Origin of the sequence: Pontibacter harenae (assembly GCF_020907245.1) — a bacterium.
GTDB classification, from domain to species: domain Bacteria; phylum Bacteroidota; class Bacteroidia; order Cytophagales; family Hymenobacteraceae; genus Pontibacter; species Pontibacter harenae.
On the sequence record NZ_JAJJWH010000013.1, the window covers coordinates 17,398 to 38,951 of the forward strand.

The 21,554-nt window shown below is 44.6% G+C and carries 15 protein-coding genes; 7 read left to right on the forward strand and 8 right to left on the reverse strand.

Annotated features, from left to right (window positions below; all coding sequences use genetic code 11):
- The first annotated feature begins 71 nt into the window (after nt 1–71).
- Together LN893_RS08835 and LN893_RS08840 are read left to right on the forward strand one after the other, a co-directional pair.
- The gene (locus LN893_RS08835; protein WP_229969452.1) at nt 72–1,025 is read left to right on the forward strand and encodes a glycosyltransferase; all 954 of its coding nucleotides are present in this window, start codon (nt 72–74) and stop codon (nt 1,023–1,025) included.
- Nucleotides 1,026–1,117: 92 nt separating this feature from the next.
- Nucleotides 1,118–2,422 (forward strand): glycosyltransferase, encoded by a 1,305-nt coding sequence (locus tag LN893_RS08840; RefSeq protein WP_229969453.1) that lies wholly within the window; start codon nt 1,118–1,120, stop codon nt 2,420–2,422.
- 10 nt (nt 2,423–2,432) lie between these two features.
- On the opposite strand, the gene LN893_RS08845 is transcribed toward LN893_RS08840, so the two are convergent.
- The 4 genes from LN893_RS08845 to LN893_RS08860 all read right to left on the reverse strand — a co-directional run bounded on the left by LN893_RS08845 (nt 2,433) and on the right by LN893_RS08860 (nt 8,857).
- A complete protein-coding gene (locus tag LN893_RS08845; protein WP_229969454.1) occupies nt 2,433–3,194 on the reverse strand; it encodes a polysaccharide deacetylase family protein in 762 nt (253 codons plus the stop codon).
- A gap of 199 nt (nt 3,195–3,393) precedes the next feature.
- On the reverse strand, nt 3,394–4,185 hold the full coding sequence (locus tag LN893_RS08850; protein WP_229969455.1) for a tetratricopeptide repeat protein: 792 nt from the start codon (nt 4,183–4,185) through the stop codon (nt 3,394–3,396).
- 63 nt (nt 4,186–4,248) lie between these two features.
- Nucleotides 4,249–7,002 (reverse strand): DNA gyrase/topoisomerase IV subunit A, encoded by a 2,754-nt coding sequence (locus LN893_RS08855; protein ID WP_229969456.1) that lies wholly within the window; start codon nt 7,000–7,002, stop codon nt 4,249–4,251.
- Nucleotides 6,995–8,857, reverse strand: coding sequence for a DNA topoisomerase IV subunit B (locus LN893_RS08860; RefSeq protein WP_229969457.1), 1,863 nt, complete (start codon nt 8,855–8,857; stop codon nt 6,995–6,997). The genes LN893_RS08855 and LN893_RS08860 overlap by 8 nt, the downstream gene beginning before the upstream one ends.
- 346 nt (nt 8,858–9,203) lie before the next feature.
- On the opposite strand from LN893_RS08860, the gene LN893_RS08865 reads away from it, so the two are divergent.
- Nucleotides 9,204–10,343 (forward strand): AI-2E family transporter, encoded by a 1,140-nt coding sequence (locus tag LN893_RS08865; RefSeq protein WP_229969458.1) that lies wholly within the window; start codon nt 9,204–9,206, stop codon nt 10,341–10,343.
- Between the two features lie 177 nt (nt 10,344–10,520).
- On the opposite strand, the gene LN893_RS08870 is transcribed toward LN893_RS08865, so the two are convergent.
- Nucleotides 10,521–10,937, reverse strand: a complete 417-nt coding sequence (locus LN893_RS08870; protein ID WP_229969459.1) for a hypothetical protein — start codon at nt 10,935–10,937, stop codon at nt 10,521–10,523.
- An 89-nt stretch (nt 10,938–11,026) separates the two neighbouring features.
- On the reverse strand, nt 11,027–11,518 hold the full coding sequence (locus LN893_RS08875; protein WP_229969460.1) for a hypothetical protein: 492 nt from the start codon (nt 11,516–11,518) through the stop codon (nt 11,027–11,029).
- 208 nt (nt 11,519–11,726) lie between these two features.
- Here LN893_RS08875 and LN893_RS08880 point away from each other — a divergent pair, with 208 nt between their 5' ends.
- The 3 genes from LN893_RS08880 (at nt 11,727) to LN893_RS08890 (ending at nt 14,874) form a co-directional block, all read left to right on the forward strand.
- A complete protein-coding gene (locus LN893_RS08880; RefSeq protein WP_229969461.1) occupies nt 11,727–13,238 on the forward strand; it encodes an exonuclease domain-containing protein in 1,512 nt (503 codons plus the stop codon).
- Nucleotides 13,239–13,625: 387 nt separating this feature from the next.
- Complete coding sequence (locus tag LN893_RS08885) at nt 13,626–14,213, forward strand: RNA polymerase sigma factor (RefSeq protein WP_229969462.1); 588 nt, start codon at nt 13,626–13,628, stop codon at nt 14,211–14,213.
- The gene (locus LN893_RS08890) at nt 14,200–14,874 is read left to right on the forward strand and encodes a carboxypeptidase-like regulatory domain-containing protein (RefSeq protein WP_229969463.1); all 675 of its coding nucleotides are present in this window, start codon (nt 14,200–14,202) and stop codon (nt 14,872–14,874) included. Before LN893_RS08885 ends, LN893_RS08890 begins: the two co-directional genes overlap by 14 nt.
- Before the next feature lie 350 nt (nt 14,875–15,224).
- Here LN893_RS08890 and LN893_RS08895 read toward each other — a convergent pair whose 3' ends face one another.
- On the reverse strand, nt 15,225–16,049 hold the full coding sequence (locus tag LN893_RS08895) for an MBL fold metallo-hydrolase (protein WP_229969516.1): 825 nt from the start codon (nt 16,047–16,049) through the stop codon (nt 15,225–15,227).
- 184 nt (nt 16,050–16,233) lie between these two features.
- Here LN893_RS08895 and LN893_RS08900 point away from each other — a divergent pair, with 184 nt between their 5' ends.
- The gene (locus tag LN893_RS08900; RefSeq protein WP_229969464.1) at nt 16,234–17,472 is read left to right on the forward strand and encodes a cysteine desulfurase-like protein; all 1,239 of its coding nucleotides are present in this window, start codon (nt 16,234–16,236) and stop codon (nt 17,470–17,472) included.
- A 543-nt stretch (nt 17,473–18,015) separates the two neighbouring features.
- Here the strand turns inward: LN893_RS08900 and LN893_RS08905 are convergent.
- On the reverse strand, nt 18,016–21,390 hold the full coding sequence (locus LN893_RS08905; protein WP_229969465.1) for a S41 family peptidase: 3,375 nt from the start codon (nt 21,388–21,390) through the stop codon (nt 18,016–18,018).
- Nucleotides 21,391–21,554 lie beyond the last annotated feature (164 nt).

Genomic DNA, 21,554 nt, shown 5'->3' on the forward strand with positions numbered 1-21,554 from the left:
TTAACAGCAGTAACAGATCTTTTCTTCACTTCCTGTCCTTCTACTCTTTCGAAAAAATAGCGAATAAATTAATGATTGATTTAACAAAGTATTCGCTTCTTAAACAGCAGTTAAGATCGGTTTATATTCCACAAAAACTTCTACAGAACAAAGCACTATTTTTCTCCCATGGTTTTTTTCCTATTGGTATCAGGGAAAAAGGGATTCCTGTTTTAACGAACACAGGCTTTATGACGAATGCGTACGAAGGGATTTTAAATGACGAAGAAAGGCGGAAAGAAGTGAAGCATATTTGTAAAATGAGCAAACAGTCTACCTTTATTACGTTGAGTTCTAACAACGCTATAGAAAGGTTTTGCTCTTTGGCCCCTAAAATGCAACATAAAGTTAAATTGGCTCCTTTTTTAATTCCGAGTATCTCTAAACTTACTGAAGAAGAGATGCTTAACAAGCATTTTAGCAAGGTGCTTAAAATTTGTTTTGTTGGCATCGAAGGAAAAAGAAAAGGCTTAGTAAATTTATTAGCAGCCATTAAAAACATTAACAAAACAAACAGCAGCCTATTTGCCAACTGTGAGTTTTCGTTTGTAACCCGTGAGCCTATTGAGTTACCTGCTGGCATCAGTTATAAGCACTACGATTATTTACCTAACTCCAGTGTGCTGCAACTGATGCGAGAATCTGCTATTTTTTGCATGCCTACTTTAAAAGATGCTTATGGTATTGTGTACCTAGAGGCAATGGGCAACGGCTGCGCAGTACTATGTGATAATGAAATGCCCCGCACAGAAATTTTCAACGGTAATCTTGCTCAGTTTACGGATCCTACATCTGTAAATCAGATTGAGCGAGGGCTTGCCAAGTTGATTTCGGATAAATCTTATAGATATGAGATGGCAACCAAGGCTTATACTCATTTTAATAAGCATTATTCTTTTGAGGTTGTTAGCAGCTACTACAAAGAATTGTTTGAAGAAACAGTTAGTGCCGAAAAAGCTAATAGGAAGCGGTGCAAAAGCTTTTAATTTAAATTTTGGACTTGCTACAAAACGTTCTGCGCTACCCCGCGATTCCGAAATGGTTTATCCTAGACACGCAAAACAGCTAACCCAAGGCGATGGCAACAAATAACTTGAAAGTTTGCTATGTCATATACTGCGAAGAGATTTGGAATCCTTTGCTTAAAAGACAGGTATTGGAACTGTTGCAGACAATGGCTAAGTCAGATGCACGTTTAAACATCCGCTTACTGTACATCTTTCCCTGGTACTGGAAATTTCTAAAGAAAAAGAAATTCGAAGCTTTTGCTGCCGAATTCGATGCTGCGCCCATAGAACTGAAGTTCCTGCCAATTCCTTTTCCGTTTCCTGTTCCTTATTTTCTTCCAAAGTACATTAAGGGACTTGGCTTACGACCCTATGAGCCTGACTCTTCCGTATTTTTTTGGGTTGCAAAAGTTTTGGTTTTACCTGTTTTGCTCAAATACGTTCTTGTGGAGAACTTTAACATATTTCATTGCCGAAGTTACCCTGCATCAGCTATTCTTCTACTGTTAAAGAAGCTTCAAAAAAATATAAAGCTTGTATTTGATCCCCGATCCGACTATCCTGAAGAGAACATATTGCAAAGTTCCTGGACTAAAGATAGTCATGCCTTTAAATATTGGAAAAAGCAGGAAAAGGAGTTACTGCAAAATGCTTCTGTTACAGTATGCATCTCTAAGTTCTATCAGCAGTACTACCAACATATCTACAAAGGTTTTCGGCCTCATATTATACCCAACAATGTTGACTGCTCTAACTTTAAGTTTGATGCTGTAGCAAGAGAGCAGATTAGGAGCAAGTTTGATTTTCAGAACAAGATTGTTTTTTGCTACCTCGGCAGTATGGGAATCGGTGGGTGGCACTGCCCTTACATCTACGCCAGCATTATTAAAGACTTCAGAAAAATAGCACAACAACATATTTTCTTGTTTCTGGTACCTCATCCTTCCAGAACTCAAATTGAAAAAGCTTTTCAGGAGGAAGGTATACGAGGCAGCGAATACAGGGTAATTAGCCCTGCTTACCAAGATGTGCCCCAGTACCTATCAGCAGCCGATTATGGTTTAATTTATTTGAAAAGGGAAAAAATTGCGCTTGGCACAAAGGTAGTAGAGTATAATGCTATGGGGCTACCAGTACTTGTAAACAGCAATGTAATAAGTGCGGCAGGCTATGTAAAAGAGCACAAAACTGGCTTGGTGGTAGACTTCGCCTTGGGTGATTTAGACACAGAAAAAACTTGCTTAGAAAGTATCGATTTCGAAAATAAAGGGGCAGAATTCAATCGGGAGAAAATTACCCAAACTGCTGTTTCTCTTTTTTCAAATGAAAAAGTAGCCTCAGAATACTTGCAGGTTTATCAGTCGTTAGAGAATTAGCATGCAGCGGTTAATTGATTTTTGAAAAGCCATAGCCTCTAAGCAGCATCTCGTTAATTACTGTTTTAAAAGCGGGGAAGGTCTGTTCATTGTCGTGCATAAGTATCACTTCATTAGAAGGCTCAAACGTGATTCCGTAGCTTTCTTCTGGCACTTTACCACGGCAGTCGAAGGGATTTTCTGAAAAGAGCCTTGCTAAAACATCCGCTTCCGTTTTGATTTCGAACACACCTTCTGGTTTTTTCAGGCACCACTCCATCACATCTAACGTCCACTGAGCGTCTCTTTCTCTAGCCAGATAATCTTGGTAGTAGTTATAAGACACTCCTGGCGCTACAATATTGGTGTAATTAAGTTCAGCTAACCTTTTTTGTATTCTTCTTTTCTTTAGCCTTTTCCACGGGTCAAGTCCTCTCTTCAACACTTGCCCCATCATACCATCTCCCTTATCACCGTAAGGAAACCGAAAGTACTTTACATCCCAAGTTACTCCCGCTTTTTCATAAATTCTATCTAACAGTAAGTCGGTCTTCTGAATTTCTCTATAAGCTTCTTTTAAAGAGATTTTAGAAAAGGCCTTATGCGAGTAAGAATGATTGCCCAGCTTATGCCCCATTAAAAGTGCTTTAACAGCTGTCTCCTCGTGCTTCACCAGTTCTTTACCAATGCAGAATATAACACTGCTTATGCCTTTCTCCTCCAGAAAATAAAGCATTTCTTCAGAAGCCTTTGTCGGAAAATCATCGATGGTGAGGTAAAGCTGTTTTTTCATGAACAAAGAATACTATAGCAGGTGTTCTTTTAGCGGGAATATTGAAATGTTAAGATAAATAAAACAGCTCAGCTCATAAAACAAGATCACCACCAAAACTACAGCTTTAGTGGTGATCTTGTTTTTGATTATAAGCCTAGACCTATGAACAGTTAAGCTAGCTTAACAAAGCTAGCCTCTGATTGGCTGACGAAATAACTTAGCTATTATTCTGTAGCGCCTGCAGCATTAATTTACAACGCCTGCTTAACTCCAACTCTTCTTTTGTCTCTAAATTTAGCGTAAGCGCTTGCTGTAAGACATACATACAAGTCTCGCGGTCTTTCATTTCGTCATAGATACAGGCCAAGTCATAGTAAAACCTGATATTCATGCTATCGTAGGCAATTGCCTGCTCCATTGCCTTTACCGCGTCTTCATTGGTGGCTTGCTCGCAAACACCGCCGAAGAAGAGCTTCGTAGCAGCCGTTTCGGCAAAGTTTAAATTAGCCATCTTGAAATACCAACGGCCTAAAACATGCCAGGCACCTGAGTGGTGCGGGTTATTAGCCAAGGCGGCATCTAAGAACGACTTGATCTGGTTTGTGTAACTAAGTCGCTGTTTTGGCCCAGAAATTAAAGCCATATTACCCAGTGCCAATGCCATTACAAAGTTTGCCTCTGCATCTTCAGGCTTAAGCTCATATGCTTTGGTAGCATAGGCTTTTGCCTTGTTAAAATGCTCTAGTTTACTCGTTTCATCGTTTATATAACGGTTACCGATACGGCTGTGTAACTTGCTAACACTGCATAGGGCTTCATAGTTGGTAGCATCCTCTAAAAGCACCTTGCCATACAATTCCAGAGCCTCGCTATCTTTATAGTTATTGGCAAGCTGTTCTGCACGCAGCAATAGTTGTTCAATACCCGACCCATTACCATCTGCAGCGCAGATAGTAATATTGCCGAAGCAAAGGCAACAAACAAGTATAGCTGATAAAAGTCCTTTCATATACCACTTCTCTACGTAACCTACAAAATAAAAGAGACTTAAGCAAGAGACCGTGGGTAAGACTTAAAACAGATTCATCTGTTTCTTTCGCTTAAGAGCCTCTTTTTCCTTGATAAGGTCTGTATCCTCTTCTACGGTTTCTCCGTCGGCAGGTTGGTTACCGCTAGCCTTGGCAGCTTCCTCAGCTAACTCCTTGAGTTCAGAAGGTACTGCTACAGGCTCTTTCTTGGCGGCTGGCTTCTTTGCTTTAGCTTTTTCCTCTTCATACTCCACCGCTTCCTGCTTCGGCACCTGCACATCCAGAATTTTATAGTAGCTGAGTTTGTTGCCCATGGCCTTCCAGCCTTTCACATCGATAAACTCGCTTAGTAGTAGCTTCTCTGTCTCTTTCTCACCGCGCAGCCCACGTTTAAAGGCTATAGTTGCCAATGGCTCAGAGTGCGTCGAAACAGCCTCCAGTCTAGAGTTCTTGCTCTCGGAGATGAAGGTAAATTTCTTGCCTACGGTAGACGTCTCTATCTTGAAACGCTTCACGTAGTACACTTTATTGTCTCCCTCGTAGTAGATGCACGACACCACCAGCTCAGGATCGAACTTCTGCAGTACCTTGATCTTCTCCACCGTGTAGTGGTTCGCCAAGTCAAAGGTGGTTTGCTCGTAGCTACCGTCTTCGTAAATAACCAGAATCGTATCATCTGTGTTGAAGGAACCTAAATAACGGCCACGGCCTTCAGTATTCAACCTGCCGATTACTTCATCATAGAAGATCTCACGGCCACCTAAAGTTGATTCGCCCAGACTCTTTTGAACTACTTTCTTGATTGGGTACTTCGAAACGATATTGCCGTTTGAGCCTTTGCCCTTGATCATCAACTCCGCAAAATCGAAATCGAAAACCTTGTTACGGGCAGTGGCATTTGGTGCCAGCGTTATAGTTACCACTTCCGATTCCGAATTTGGGTTTGCTGTCAAGTAATGTACCTTCGAGTTCTTCTCTCCTTTTGTCAGGTCGTACTCTTTATCTCTGGTAATGGATTTTACGGCAAAACGCTTGGCATAAGACACACCTGATTTACCATCCACGTAGATCATGTTGTACACCATGTGCTCGTCGTTTTTGTTGTAAACGCCCGCCATGATAATGTCTTTGCCCACAAAGGTTTTGTCGGCCACTTTCGTAACTGTGAACTTACCGTCTTTGCGAAACACGATGATGTCGTCCATATCGGAGCAATCGCACACGAACTCGTCTTTGCGCAGGCTGGTTCCGATGAAACCGTCTTTTGCGTTCATGTATAGCTTCTGGTTAGCAATGGCTACCTTCTGAGCAGTAATCACGTCAAAGGTTTTCAGCTGTGCTTTACGCTCACGGCCTTGGCCATACTTCTTCATCAAGCCTTCGAAGTAGGCAATAGCATAACGAATCAGGTTGGCCAGGTGGTCATCCACCTCCGCCATCTCTTCTTCCAGCTTTCGGATATATTCGTCCGCCTTAAAGGAGTCGTATTTAGAAATACGCTTAATCCTGATCTCTGTCAGGCGAAGAATATCTTCTTCTGTCACCTCACGGCGCAACAGTGGCTTGAACGGATCTAAACCTGTGTCGATGGCATTTAATACCGCTTCCCAAGTTTCGCACTCTTCAATATCGCGGTAGATGCGGTTCTCTATGAAGATTTTCTCCAGCGAAGAGTTGTGCCACTTATCTTCCAGTTCTCCTTTGCGAATCTCGAGTTCGCGCTTCAGCAGGTCTACTGTTTTAAAAGTAGAAATGCGCAGCAACTCGTCTACATTCAGGAAGTGCGGTTTATCATCAATGATAACACAGGTATTCGGAGAAATGGAAACCTCGCAGTCGGTGAAGGCATAGAGAGCATCCATCGTCAGGTCTGGCGACACCCCAGGAGGCAACTGCACGTGTATCTCGACGTTCGCAGCCGTATTATCCACCACCTTCTTGATCTTGATCTTGTTGTTCTCGCTCGCTTTCACGATTGATTCCATCAAGCCTGTTGTGGTAGTACCGTAAGGCACATCACGAATGATCAGGAGGGTTTTATCTACCTTCTCAATAGTAGCACGCACACGTATTCTGCCGCCACGCATACCTGAGTTATAGTTGGTCACGTCTACCAAGCCGCCTGTCGGGAAGTCTGGTAGCAGTTCTGTTTTGCGGCCTTTCAGCACATCAATAGAACCTTTGATGAGTTCGCGGAAGTTGTGCGGCATAATCTTCGTAGACAAGCCTACGGCTATACCTTCCACGCCCTGCGCCAGCAAAAGCGGGAACTTTACAGGCAACGTAACAGGCTCGTTTTTACGACCGTCGTAGCTCAGCTGCCACAGCGTTGTCTGCGGGTTAAACACCACATCCAACGCAAACTTAGACAGACGTGCCTCAATATAACGAGGTGCCGCTGCACTGTCGCCAGTTCGTACATCGCCCCAGTTACCTTGTGTTTCGATTAGCAGATCTTTCTGCCCCAGGTTTACCATCGCATCGCCAATGGAGGCATCGCCGTGCGGGTGGTACTGCATGGTTTGCCCAATCACGTTGGCTACTTTGTTAAAGCGGCCATCGTCCATTTCTTTCATGGCGTGCAGAATGCGGCGCTGCACTGGCTTCAGACCGTCTTCGATGGCTGGCACCGCACGCTCCAGAATTACATAAGAAGCATATTCGAGGAACCAGTTTTCATAAAGACCAGAAACCGGGGTAACATTATGGATGACTTCTTCCTCGCCATCTGTAAAGTGCACTTCCAGTTCCTCCTCTTCGTTATGGTGCAGTTCTTCGTTTAGATCGTCGTTATGCATATACTTCCTCTACTATGTCTTTTTCAATCTTCAAATTCTCGATAATGAACTGCTGACGGTCAGGCGTGTTTTTGCCCATGTAGTAGCTCAGAATCTTTTGTATTGTTGCATCCTTGTGCAGGATAACTGGCTTCAATTTGATATTATCGCCGATAAACTTCCCAAACTCGTCTGGTGAAATCTCTCCCAAACCTTTAAAGCGGGTAATCTCTGGCTTTTTGCCCAGTTTCTGTATCGCTTCCTGCTTCTCTGTTTCGTTGTAGCAGTAAATGGTTTCCTTCTTGTTGCGCACACGGAAAAGTGGCGTTTCCAAAATAAAAACATGGCCGTTACGCACCAGGTCAGGGAAAAACTGCAGGAAGAACGTGAGCAGCAGCAGGCGGATGTGCATACCATCCACGTCGGCATCGGTAGCGATTACGACGCGGTTATAACGTAAACCTTCCAGGCCTTCTTCAATATTTAACGCGTGCTGCAACAGGTTAAACTCCTCGTTTTCGTACACCACTTTCTTCTTCAAACCAAAGCAGTTCAAAGGCTTTCCGCGTAAGCTGAACACCGCCTCGGTATCCACGTTGCGCGATTTGGTGATAGAACCACTTGCCGAGTCACCCTCTGTAATAAAGAGCGTAGACAGCAATGAATTCTCGTGCTTGTCTTCATTGAAGTGCATGCGGCAATCGCGCAGCTTGCGGTTGTGCAGGTTGGCTTTCTTGGCACGCTGGTTCGCCAGCTTTTTCACGCCAGCCATGTCCTTACGTTCCCGCTCACTCTGCTCAATTCGCTTCTTCAGTGCCTCTGCCGTAACTGGGTTCTTGTGCAGGTAGTTGTCGAGGTGCTCACGCACGAAATCGTTGATGTAGCCACGAACTGTAGGCCCGTCAGGCCCCATGTCAATTGAACCTAACTTGGTCTTTGTCTGAGACTCAAACACTGGCTCCTGCACACGAAGCGAAATCGCACCGATAATGGAGGCACGGATATCAGCTGCATCATAGTCTTTTTTATAGTGCTCACGCACGGTTTTCACCACCGCCTCACGGAAAGCAGCCAAATGTGTACCGCCCATGGTGGTATACTGTCCGTTCACGAAGGAATAATATTCCTCGCCATAGTCGTTGCCGTGCGTCAGGGCCAGTTCTATGTCTGTTCCCTTCAAGTGAATCACATCGTAACGGTGGCCTTCCTTATCAGACTTGTTCAGAAGCAGGTCCAGCAAACCGTTTTCAGAATGGTACTTCTTCCCGTTAAAGTTAATGGTAAGGCCAGCGTTTAAGTAGGCGTAGTTCCAAATCTGATTCTCGAGGTAATCAACGTTGTACTGGTAGTTCTTAAAGATGGTATCGTCTGGGGTAAACACTGTAAGCGTGCCGTTGCGCTGCGACGTCTGCTCCAGGGGCAGATCGTTCGTTAGCACGCCACGTTCAAACTCGGCTGCTTTCATCTGCCCGTCGCGCACCGACTGGATGCGGAACTGGCTCGAAAGCGCGTTCACTGCCTTTGTACCCACACCGTTCAGACCAACCGACTTCTGGAAAGCCTTGCTGTCGTACTTACCGCCTGTGTTAATCTTGCTCACGCAGTCGATTACCTTGCCCAGCGGAATACCACGGCCATAGTCGCGCACCTGTACCTTGTGGTCTGATATTTTGATGTCGATGGTTTTACCGAAGCCCATCACGTGTTCGTCAATGGAGTTGTCGATTACCTCCTTCACCAAAATGTAAATACCGTCATCGGCCGAAGAACCGTCTCCCAGTTTGCCGATGTACATACCAGGGCGTAGCCTGATGTGCTCGCGCGGCTCCAGCGAGCGAATGCTGTCTTCGTTGTAATTATGCTCTAACTCTGCCATTCTGTAAGCGTAAGTGTATTTGTTCTGATGGAATCAATCGGAAATATAGGAAAATAAAAAGAGACAAAACGCTATATTAGTTCCAGCTCCCTTTTCGATATACAAAGAAAAGAAAATTTTTACTAATTATTTTAGCAAATATTACTTTGTATTATAGCTACTGCTTATACTGTACAGTATACAACTCGACAAACATAGCTATAGTTCCTGAAAATGTGCTTTTATAGCAGAATAAATTAACTAATATTTTTAGCAAATAAATATATTTAGCCTTATATACTTGAAGCGGAACATTTACGTAATTTGTGAAATAAATACTGCGCATAGGCCCTGAGACCTGAACTACATGGAAATTAAATTACCGAAGTATTTTAAATACACTATCATTCTGCTCGGCATCATCTTATTAGTTTGGTTTCTGCAAACATTTAAATCAGTTCTGGCGCCTCTTACCTTTGGTTTATTGTTCGCACTGCTTTTGCTACCCCTCACCCGCGACATGGAGCGTTTTCGGTTCCCGAGGCCGCTGGCTATACTTTGCAGTATAATCATAGTGGTAATAGTGGTTGGCCTGGTGCTATGGTTTCTGTCTATGCAATTGGTAAGCCTTACCTCTGAACTGGATACGATAGGCCAAAACGTTGACACTTTGATAGCAGGAATACAAGAGTTCCTGTTCCAGAAGTTTGGCATTGCACCAAGCAATCGTAGCGATTTGATACAGAACGCTATAGGGAGCATTCAAAGCATTTCTACCACCTTTCTGGGCAGCACTATTTCCATGACAACAGGCGTTTTGGCAGCCTTGACTGTGGTTCCGATTTATGTGTTTTGTATGCTTTACTACCGCGACCACCTGCAGGAGTTCATGTTTAAGTTCGTGTCCAAGGACCGCAGGGGCAGCATGAAGCAGACATTATCCAATATACAGCAAGTGGCGCAGGGCTATATATCGGGACTCATGATCGTGATCATAATCGTGTCTTTGCTGAATTCCGCTGGCCTGCTTCTACTGAATGTAAAATACGCGATCTTCTTTGGTGTTTTCGCCTCCATCCTAACCATCATTCCTTACATTGGTATTCTGATTGGGGCGATGCTGCCTGCCCTCTTTACCCTGGCAACTACAGGCCGCTTGCTAGACGCCTTGTTGGTAGTAGCCGTTTTTGTGGTAGTGCAGTTCTTAGAAGGTAATTTTATAACTCCGTTTGTAGTAGGCTCCAAGGTAAGTATAAACCCTTTTGCGGCTATAGTTGCGTTGCTGGTTGGCGGTGAAATATGGGGAGCGGCTGGCATGATTATTTCCATTCCCATGATCGCCATCTTCAAGGTAATTTTCGATGCCTATCCACCACTTTCACCTTTTGGCTTTCTGCTAGCAGATGTAGAGGACGTAAAACCTAAAAAACATAAAAAGGTAAAAAACTGGTTCACCGAAATATGGAACGGCTTAGGAAGAGGGAAGAAAAAGGATGATGTGGAGTAGGTAAGATTATAGAAGAGTTTAGACGCAGAAATTAATTGCCCACCTGTTGTACTAAGCTGTTCTTAGCTATTAATTGTGAATAAAAGTTTCTTTATCACCTCAATTATGTGCAACATCTAGTATAAGCGAGGCCGTCGGCCGAAGGTTGATGCTTATGCATTATCTGCAAGCGTACCTCTATTGCACCTCTATTTTTTTCTCTATAAAAAATACTCTTAGTTCATCAGAGACCAACTCTACTTTACTGATGCGTCTTTTTGTGCCGCCTTTCAACTTTAGATCGAGGAATTTATTTCCATTTCTTTCTTTGAAAACAGCCTTTCCAATTTCCTGTAGGTCTATTTCTCCTTTAGTCGTTCTAAATAAACTATAAATAATAACTGCCAAATGTGCAAGTCCGACAATGCTTCCTGTCCATAACAAGAATTCATCACCCGTTTTCATATATCTCTGTATTGATAAGATACCATATATGATCCACATTGCCGAGAAAGCAACTCTTTTGAATTTTTCTTTTTTTGCTTTATCTCGGATAGTGATTTTCTCTTCACCTAATACTATCTCTCCACTTTCTAAAGGCAGGGTTCTTTCCATTTTTATAATTTTTACTGTTTGCTAATGGATTAGTAAGGGCCGTGAACGAGGCGCATTTAAGTATAAAGCCTGTACCGTGTTGTGAAATTTTATTTTTTAAATTCTTGCAGCTCCCCAAACTCAAATCCTTGCTCATTGAGTTCTTTTCTTTCTTCTTCAGTCAATTGAGCAAAGACATAGTTTTTTTGCGTAATGGTAGCTAATATTTCAGTACCATCTTTAATTAGAGACAAATCTTCAAAATGATAGTTATTCCAGCTCTTGTAAGGCTTTGAAAGTATGAAGTCTTTCATTATATCTTTTATCATGTACCTGCGGAAGACTCCGCTTGCATATATTTTATCTGTTCTTTCTCCTTCTTCTATTAAGTCAGATTTAAGAGCTTCTAATTCAGGATGCAAATTAGTTGAGTCGTAAAGAATGTTGAACTCAACAAAGTCAGCACGTTCTAAATAAGAGCTTAATAACGTAATCCACTTTTCATTATCGTCTATACTTTCTGAGAGAGCAAACAGATTCTTTTCTATCATTCTAATACTTCCCAAGATGCAGATAAAAGTATGGTGGGTAACGTAAGCCATAGCTTCGCGTCATATTGATACTTAATTGACGCTACCGCTAAACCAGCTAAACCATTTTCAAGCATTTCCTTCTTGTAGCTAAATCAAATACTTGCACCACTGTAATATATAAAATTAACAGTGATTTATTTCTACTTTCGAAACGTGAAATACCTCAGCAAAGCATTTGCTAAGTAAATTTGCAATCTATACCTCACATACTTAAATTTTGAAACGTATTACTAAAAATATTGGTTTACAAGGTGAGCCTCAGCCTGAGCGGCAGGAGACTTTTCAGGACTTACTAAAGCAGCAGAACTTGTACGCCATTATCGATATTGAGACCACAGGCAGCCAGCCTGCTCAGGACAGAATAACCGAGGTAGCCATCTTCATTCACGATGGTCAGCAGATCGTGGATAAGTATAACACGCTAATCAACCCACAGCGGCCTATCCCCTTTTATATCTCGCAGCTCACGGGCATTACCGACGAGATGGTGCAGGACGCGCCTAAGTTCTACGAGGTGGCCAAAGAGATTGTGGAGTTTACCGATGGTAAAGTATTTGTGGCTCACAACGTACGTTTCGACTACTCCTTCATTAAGAAAGAATTTGCCGACCTGGGCTATACTTTCCAGCGCAAAACACTTTGCACCGTACGCCTGAGCCGCTCGCTGATTCCTGGTCTGCCCTCCTATAGTTTGGGCAAGCTATGCAAAAGTATAGACATAGACCTGCAGCAGCGCCACCGCGCCATTGGCGATGCCGAGGCCACAGCCAAACTTTTCGACAAGCTCATCAAGATCAACCGACCTGTGATTGATGGCACCATGCCGTCTGTTGCAACTAAGGAGTCGGAGCAGTTAATCAAAGATGAGATAAAGACCTCTTTGCTTCCGCCAGCCATCAACAAAGAACAAGTTGATGCTTTGCCAACTGTGCCAGGTGTTTACTACTTCCACAACGAACAGGGCGAGGTGATATATGTGGGTAAAAGCAAGAACATCCGTAAGCGCATCGTGCAGCACTTCAACATCGACTATAAGAGCCGCAAATCGCTGGATTTTAAGAACCAGATTGCCGACATTACTTATGAACTGATGGGCAATGAGTTGGTAGCATTGCTGTTTGAGTCGGCGGAGATAAAGCGCATGAAACCGCAGTATAACCGCCAGCAGCGACGCAGCGTGTTTAACACTGGCATTTTTGCCTACGAAGACGGCAACGGCTACAAGCGCCTCACGTTCGGCAGCGTTAATAAAGCCGACAATGTGAACATGACGCCTATTATTGCGCTGTCGAACCAGTTTAAGGCCAAAGGCTTTTTGTTTCATAAAGTAGAAAAGTTTAACCTTTGCCAGAAACTCAGCGGCCTCTACAAAACCAACGGCGCTTGCTTCGATTACCAGGTGCACCAGTGCAAAGGTGCCTGTATAGGCTTGGAAAGTCCTGAAGAGTATAATGCCCGTGTAGATGAAGCTATTGGCTCTTTTTCCTTTGAGCACAGCAGCTTTGTAATCATCGGCAAAGGCCGCACCTGGGAAGAAAAGACGGTCGTAGTGGTAGAAAACGGCACTTACCTAGGATTCGGTTTTATAGACGAGTATTTCTCAGGCCAGGGTATAGAAGACTTCAAAGGCGTCATCAAGCGTTACAACGATAACAAAGACGTGCAGCAGATTATCAGAGGCCACATGCGTGGCAAGCACAAGGACAAGGTGATCGTGTTTGAGGAGTAGGCTTTTCTGCATCTGATAGCACGTATCACGATATGTGGCTTTTATCAAAGTAGATCCGTTGCGCTGGAGCAAATTTGTAGCGTTGTCCTGTTTACTTAAACTAAGTATGTCATTTTGAACAAAGTAAGAAAATTTGCTACATAATGAACAACTAACGCAGATTTCTCCTATCGTACTGATGCCAGGATAGTGATAGTAAAAGCTTCACACCACCTATCATAAACTATAGCCAACCTAGCCGTGCTACGTCTGTCGATTTTTCTCAATTGAATTTATGGAATCCGTGCCATCGCTGCATCTAACCTATAAAAGAAGCTGAACCACCTATGGTACTGCCATTATCTCAGTGGAATTTCTTTTATTAGGAGCTTATTTCAGGTAGCATACATGTTTCTAAAATTATTCTCAAAAGCGAAGCCCCCCGAAGACCTGGAGCTGGTACGGCAGTATCGGCAGACAGGTGATATGGCGTGCATCGGAAAGCTTTTTGAGCGGCATACGGAAATGGTGTATCTGGTTTGCCTGAAATACCTGAAAGATGAGGATGAGAGCAAAGACGCTACCATGCAAGTTTTTGAGCAGTTGGTGGTGGCCCTGCGGAAGCACGAGGTATCTAACTTTAAAAGTTGGCTGCACACGCTAGCCAAAAACCACTGCCTGATGCAGCTTCGCTCCCAACGCTCCAAAGGTAAACTAGTAACTGACAACACAGAGCTGGCAAGTATAGGAGCGTCAGATTTACATCATTTAAACGAAACAGAAGAGCAGGAAATGACCTTTCAGGCAATGGAGCAGGGTTTATCGGAACTGCCAGAGGAGCAGCGGACATGTGTGGAGCTGTTTTACCTACAGCAAAAAAGCTATAAAGAGATAGCCGAAACAACAGGATGCGAGTTAAACAAAGTGAAAAGCTACATTCAGAACGGCCGTCGGAACTTAAAAATTTACCTGGAGAAAAACCATGCACAGCGATAATTTAGAATTGATACTGGGAGAAGAGGAACATCCTGCACTGGAGCTGCTGCAGCAGTACCAGGAAGGTGATCTTTCTGCGTCCCTGAGTCATGAACTGGAATTACACTTGCTTGATTGCGAGCTGTGCACCGATGTGGTGGAAGGCATGGCCCTCACCACCCGCCCCCGAACCCAACGAGCCGTTTACACAATCGGCCAGCGCATAAAAAACCGACTCAGAAAGCAGAAGCGCAAAGGAAATATTTTACACGGCCTCAGCGATTGGCGCGTGGCTACAGCCATATTAATGATGTTCGGCACACTGGGGCTGATTATTTTCTTCCAGTATACATCAAAAGCACCAGCGCCAGCCCCTTCCACTATAGTTGCAGAAAGTAACACCGTTCCTGATGCTTCTCCTTTAGAGCAAGTTCTCGAAGAAGAAAATCTGGTAACTATAACAGGCACAGTTCTAACAACTGATGGGCAAGCTTTACCTGGTGTTAGGGTTTTAGTATACGGTACAGACTTCAACACAACTTCCGACTTGGCTGGAAACTTCACCTTACAAACCCCAGCCAACAGCGATACACTCATAGTCGAGGCAGCAGGCTTTCCTGTTTTCAAACAGAAACTGTATACCGACTCCACCAACTACAAAGTAGTATTACCAGCGAACTAACATAAAAGAGCAGCAATTGCTTCCTCACAGTTAGGTTTCCCCATACTACGCGCTGGCGCGAATCTCCAGATTCGTGACCTATTTACATGGTGGAGTCTGTGACTCCACGGGCTCGCAGAGCCCAACAAAGGCTGCTCCACTTGCTCTGTCGCCGACTATGCTAAAAAGCTTCGCCTGGAGTTGGAGATGCACAAATTCACACCTATTATATTACTTACGCTATCTTTCCTTGGCAACAGTATAACTGGCCTCTTCGAGTCCGTCGAGTCGCAGACTCGACTTTGTTCTTAGGCACGGGAAAGATTCCCGCGCCAGGTTAAGGACATTTATCCGAGTAGAATTTGGCCAGCTTAAAACAAACTTGCCTGCACCCCCACATTTGAGGCGACTTTAGCAGCTATCACAGCTGAACAGCTGATGTTAAACACTGGTGTTTCTTCGAAGCGTGAGGCAACTATAATCTGCGTTCCGTCGGCATGAGCCGTAAAAAGTTCTTCTACCATTTTGGGACAGTTGTTGTCTTTAGACAGGTGCGCGAGCAGCAAGTGGCTCATATTGGCAGGCTTATACCCCATAAACAGCGACAGCGCCTGACGGTTAGAGAGGTGACCTCTACCGCCACGGATTCGGTTTTTCAGGTAATACGGATACCTTCCCTGCTCCAGCAGCCCCTCATCGTAATTGGCTTCCAGAAAAGCAGCGTGGCATTGCTGAAAATGCTCAATAACGTTTGCACAAGGCGCCCCAATATCTGTAAACACACCGACTTTAATATCCTTATACGCTACTATAAAGCTATGTGGATCTAAGGCATCGTGTAGTTTAGGGAAAGCCGTTACAGCCAGTTCGCCTACCAAAACAGGTTCGTGCGCCTGGAAAGGTACACACTGTACCTCACTAAGGTCCAGCCTGCAATTTTGTAAAGTGTAAGGAGTAATGAAGACAGGCAGTTGATACTTCTTGGCCAGTACGGCTAAACCACGAATGTGGTCGGAGTGCTCATGCGAAATAAAAATGGCTTTCACTTTCTGCATCGAAAGCCCCAGCCGCTTCATCCGTTTCTCCGTTTCCCTGCAAGATATACCCGCATCTACCAGCACGGCCTCCTTTCTGTTACCGATGTAGTAACAGTTACCATTGCTCCCTGAATTTAATGATGTGATGGAAAGATGCATAAGATCACAAAGGAACAACATTTTAACCTGCTATTCAAGCTGTTGAAGCTACAAATCGGCACTGGCTGGTGTTGTTGGTTTCCTTTCTTTATATTAGTAGCACAATGCTGTTGTTTATACTGAATCAGTACATTCGTACACCCAAACCAGTTCAGCGCAGCACCAGAAAACATACAGAAACTACATGCAGAAATCATTTCCTATTGAGCAGGTTCGCTCCTATTTTCCTGCCCTACAAGCATCAACAGACAAAAAGCCACTCATATTTTTTGATGGACCAGGCGGCACACAGATGGCGCAGCAAAGTGTAGATGCCATGGTTGCTTACATAACTAATGGCATGGCAAACCTACACGGCACCTTCCCGACCAGCATCCGCACCGAGCAAACCATAGCAGAAGCCCGACAAGCAATGGCAGACCTGCTGAACTGCGAGCCTTCAGAAGTTGCTTTTGGTCAGAACATGACCAGCCTTGCTTTTTCTATTGCCAGAAGCCTAGGTGCTTTTATACAAGAAGGCGATGAAGTGGTGGTAACAGAGCAGGACCACCGCGCCAACGTAGACCCATGGATTACCATGGCAAAGGACAGAGGCGCTGTCGTAAAGTTTATTCCGATCAACACTGAAACTTATACTTTAGACCTGAACAAACTGGATGAGTTAATAACCGAAAAAACCAAACTGGTGGCAGTAGGCTTATCTTCCAACGTAACAGGCACTATTACGGAAGCTGAGAAAATCATCGCCAGAGCAAAGGCAGTAAACGCTATTGTTACGGTAGATGCGGTGCATGCCGTTCCGCATTTAAGTATAGATTTCCAGAAACTCCACTGCGATATTCTGCTTTGCTCTGCCTATAAGTTTTTCGGCCCGCATCTGGGTATGGCAGTGGTTTCTGCCTCTCTCTTCGAAAAACTCCCTGTATACAAACTTGCCCCTGCCCCACAGGAAATACCTGACAAACTAGAGACAGGGACTCAAAACCACGAGGCCATTGCAGGTTTGGTTGGCGCTATAGATTTTATTCAGAGCTTAGGTGTAGGCTCTGGCAGAAAAGAACGGCTGCGTTCAAGCATGCAGCTAATCCAAGACTATGAAGAGGAGTTAACAACAAAGGTGGAAGATATTTTAAGTAGCTTCCCTGAAGTTACGACTTACCGTGCTCCTGCTGGTGTGAGAAAAACACCAACTTTTGCCTTCACCATCAAAGGTGTAAATGCCAGAGAAGCTACCGCTTGGTTTGCCGACAACTATAACATGTGCATTGCCGACGGTCATTTTTATGCTTCCACGATGGCGGATATATTAGAAGTTAACCCTATGGGCGGCTGGATTCGCATAGGCCTGGCTCCTTATAATACAGCGCAGGAAATAGAGTTATTTGGGAAGGCTTTAGCGGAGTTTGTTTCTTTGCAAAAGTAAAGAGTTCTAGGAGGCGATTCAACTATATTATAGTCTTGCTCCTTTTTTAGCTTTATACTTTTTGCTGGCTTTTCGCCTCGCTGGCTAGGCCTTACTTTTCTCCTTGATGAGAAAAGTAAGCAAGAGAATCAAGATGCTCCTAATTCGCTGAACGCTCGAACAGTGGAGCGTCGAAATGTGCACATGGCAAACGCCTATTACTCTGTAGGGGGAGAAAAAAAGCTTTATGTAATAAACTGATATTCTAGCTAAGGCAGGGGGAGCTTTACCAATTGAAGAAAAAAAACTTTTCCAGTTTTTCCATGAGGCGACTCGAGAGGTTCTGGTGCTGCGCGAGCGGCAGCCGTTAGGCAGGAAACGAAAGCAGCGCTGAATGGAAAAACGAGTCCCCGCGGACTTGGAGCGCACCAAAACTAACTATAAAACAATAGATATCTAAAACTGAGGATGAACAGAAGCTACAAAGGTAAAATCCTTCAACACCACCTTTACACACTTCATTCATAAAAAAAGAAAGGCCACCTAACGGTGGCCTTTCTTTTTTTATTCATTTATAGTTTGCACATCTTTCTCCCATCCCTCAGGTCGTAACCACCTCTTAGGCGCTGCGGGTTCTGGCTTCAGCTTCACCTCCTGCGTTTTCAGAAGGTTTAAGGCCTCTTCTACAGCACGCTCTAGTTGCGGGTCTCTACCTGCTATCACATCGGCTGGTTTGTTCAGCACTTCTATGTCTGGCGCTACTCCTTCGCCTTCTACTGCCCATTGGCCCTCTGCATCTACAAAGCCACCGCGTGGTGCTACCATACGGCCACCATCTATAAACGGAGGCGTGTCCCAGGTGCCTACAAGGCCGCCCCAGGTACGGGTGCCAACTAAAGGTCCAATCTCCATCCTGCGGAAAAGGTAAGGCAGCAAGTCTCCACCAGAACCAGCCATTTCGTTTATGATCATTACCTTCGGCCCCCATATACCAGACATAGGTGTCGTAAACGGACGATGATCACCTACTTTACTATTAAAATAGCCATGGAGGTCTCTGTTCATGATATCTACCATATAATCGGCTGCGGAACCGCCACCGTTGTTGCGCTCGTCTATCACAGCACCTTTCTTCTCCTGCTGTCCAAAGTAGTACCTGTTAAAATAGGTATAGCCGCCCTGGCCAGTATTCGGCACATATACATAGGCAAGCTTACCGCCAGACAATTCATCTACTTTTCTGCGGTTACCTTCAATCCAGGCCATACGCCTTAAGCCGCTCTCACTTGATATTGGCACCACTGTCACAAGCCGTGAGCCTTGCATGGTTGGTTTGTTGTTGATACGCAGAACGGTTTGCTTGTCGGCAGTAGCCTCGAAAAACTTGTACAGGTTCTCTGGTGCTTTCACTTCTATGCCGTTCACAGCCAAAATGTAATCTCCCTGGTTTATGTTTAGACCAGGTGCCCGAAGCGGTGCGCGCAAGTCTGGGTTCCATGCTTCACCGCTATAGATGCGGCTAATGCGGTAGTAGCCGTTGCTCTCTTCATAATCTGCGCCCAACAAACCAATAGACACCCGTTTCACATCAGGGAAATCGCCACCTGAAGTATAGGAGTGGCCTACCGAGATTTCACCACCAAGTATATCAATCATATAGTGCAGCTCCGAACGATGGCGCACATGCTCCAGCCACGGACTGTACCACTCCCAAATTTGGTTCCATGGCGCTCCATGGGTGTTGTCTACATAAAGAAAATCGCGTTGGTAGCGCCAGCCTTCCCTGAAAATCTGTTTCCACTCTTCCGCTGGTGTTACTTTTACTTTGATGTCAGAAATACTCAGTTTTCCTTCGCCAGCTTTAGGCGCACTTCCAGATGTTTTCACAATGCTCCAACTGCCTCCGCTTCTGTACAGCAAGCTTTTTCGATCAAACGATACCGAGGCATCATTTACTTTCGTCAGGTATTCTGTCGATTTATTGTCCTCTAAACTATAGCGGTACAGCGTTTCGCCACTTTGGTTCTGAATGCTCTCTAGGTAAAAAACCTGCCCTTCGGGGCCTGGCAGCAAAGCGGTGTAGTTACGTTCAGGTACATCAATAGCTATAATGCGCTGGCTCAGGTCTTCCATATCTATCTTTACCTGTACCGAAGGCTTTACAACTTTTGCCTCGCCTTTTTGTCCGCTACTGGTTCTAGGCTCTTTTTTCTTACTCTTAGCCTTACCATCCTGCAGACTTAGCTCCTGTTCCTCCGACTCCTCATTTCGGGCGAGTTCTTCATCACTTTTCGGCAGAAGCGGCGATGGGGTATCTTTTGAAAGCACCATCATATAAAGGCTTCTGGTTACAGGATGGTCGTAGCTGCTCATATCGAGCCAGCCTGTGTTCAGACCATAGTTTGTACTTGCAAGAAAATACAAGTACTTGCCGCTCTCATCCCACACTGGCGAAAGCGCATCTGCCATGTTATCTGTTAGCTGTAGCGTTTGGCCTGTCTCCACATTATGTACTTTCACGGCTTTAAACTGATTCTCCAGCAGACGGGTATAAGCAATCCACTTACTGTCTGGCGACCATACGGGATTCAATGTTCTGTCTGGGTGCGCGTAACCTTCAGTATCAGCTTTCCTAATTTTACCAGAAGCCACTTCCACGTACCAGAGGTTATAATCTGTGTCTGTAAAAGCTATGAATTTGTTATTTGGCGACCACTCTGGGCGAAAGAAGAAGGTGGGGTTCGGGATATCAATAGTTCGCGGTTTAATTAAACCTTCCTGATCCCCTATTAAAAGTTTATACTCCCCACTGGCATCGGAAAACCAGGCAATCTTGCTACCGTCTGGCGACCAGGTCGGGTAGCGGTCTGCCGCACCTGAAGTACGTGTGATATTGCGCCAATCACCTTCTTCTTTGGGTACAGTAATAATTTCTCCTCTAGATTCAAATAAAGCACGCTTGCCACCAGGACTTAGCGATGCATGCGTCAGCTGGGTAGGCGAAACATCAGCCCAGCGAGGCCTGGCCCAATCAAAGTCGCCTCTAACTTCTATAGTCAGCTGTTGTGTTTCGTTTGTATTTGGGTTCAGCAAGTGCAAGTAGCCTCCTTGTTCATAGACAACCATGCCTCCGCCAGCATCCAGGTTCTTACAATCGAACTGCTTATGAAAAGTGTGCTGCTTCAGTTCCTCAGTTTTCGGGTTATAGCTCCAGACGTTATTAGCAAAGTCCCGCTCCGATAAAAAATAAACCACGCCGTCCATCCACACAGGGTTGGTATGCCTTTCTTTGTTTGCCTGGGGCGTCTGATTCAGGGCATAACTTTTTAGGTCAACTATCCATATTGGTTGTGCCTGACCTCCTCTGTAGTTGCGCCACTCAGTGTCCCAGAACGAGATAGGCTGATAAGCAGCATACTGACCGTCCTCGGATATTTCACCATTGGCAGCTTGTGGTATTTTTAAAGCCTCAGGCATTCCTTCATCTACCGAGACTTTATAGAATTTGGAGTTAGCGGTTGGATACCCATCGCGTGCCGAAACAAAAAGCACTGATTTGCCATCGGGTGTCCAGCCTGTAACATCGTCGCTACCTGGGTGCCAGGTTAAACGTTTTGGCTGTCCGCCCTCCACTGGCACCAAGTAAACATCGGTATTGCCATCGTACTGACCTGTAAATGCAATCCATTTTCCGTCTGGCGATAAATGCGGATTTGTTTCAGCGCCTTCGTTAGAGGTAAGCCTGCGGGCAAAGCCCAAATCATTACTTCCTTGCTTGCGATCAGCCACCCACAGGTCGTTAGCATACACAAAAGCGATATGGCTATTACTTATAGTTGGTTGCCGAAGCAGGCGTGTACCTTGCGCATGGGCTGTGCCTGTTAGAGAAAGCAAAGAGCCACCAAGCGCCGTAATTTGTAGAAATCTTTTTAACACCATCTAGTTAAGTTTAGAAGAAATAGTAGTCAGTGTGTTTAAACAAAAGATGCAAAAGCCTAGCCTGTAATATTTAAGCGAAGGGAACAACTTTTACACTATTGAATAAGCCTATGTATCCATAGCTTAAATATAGTCAGAATCATAAATATATCTACAGGAAAAAG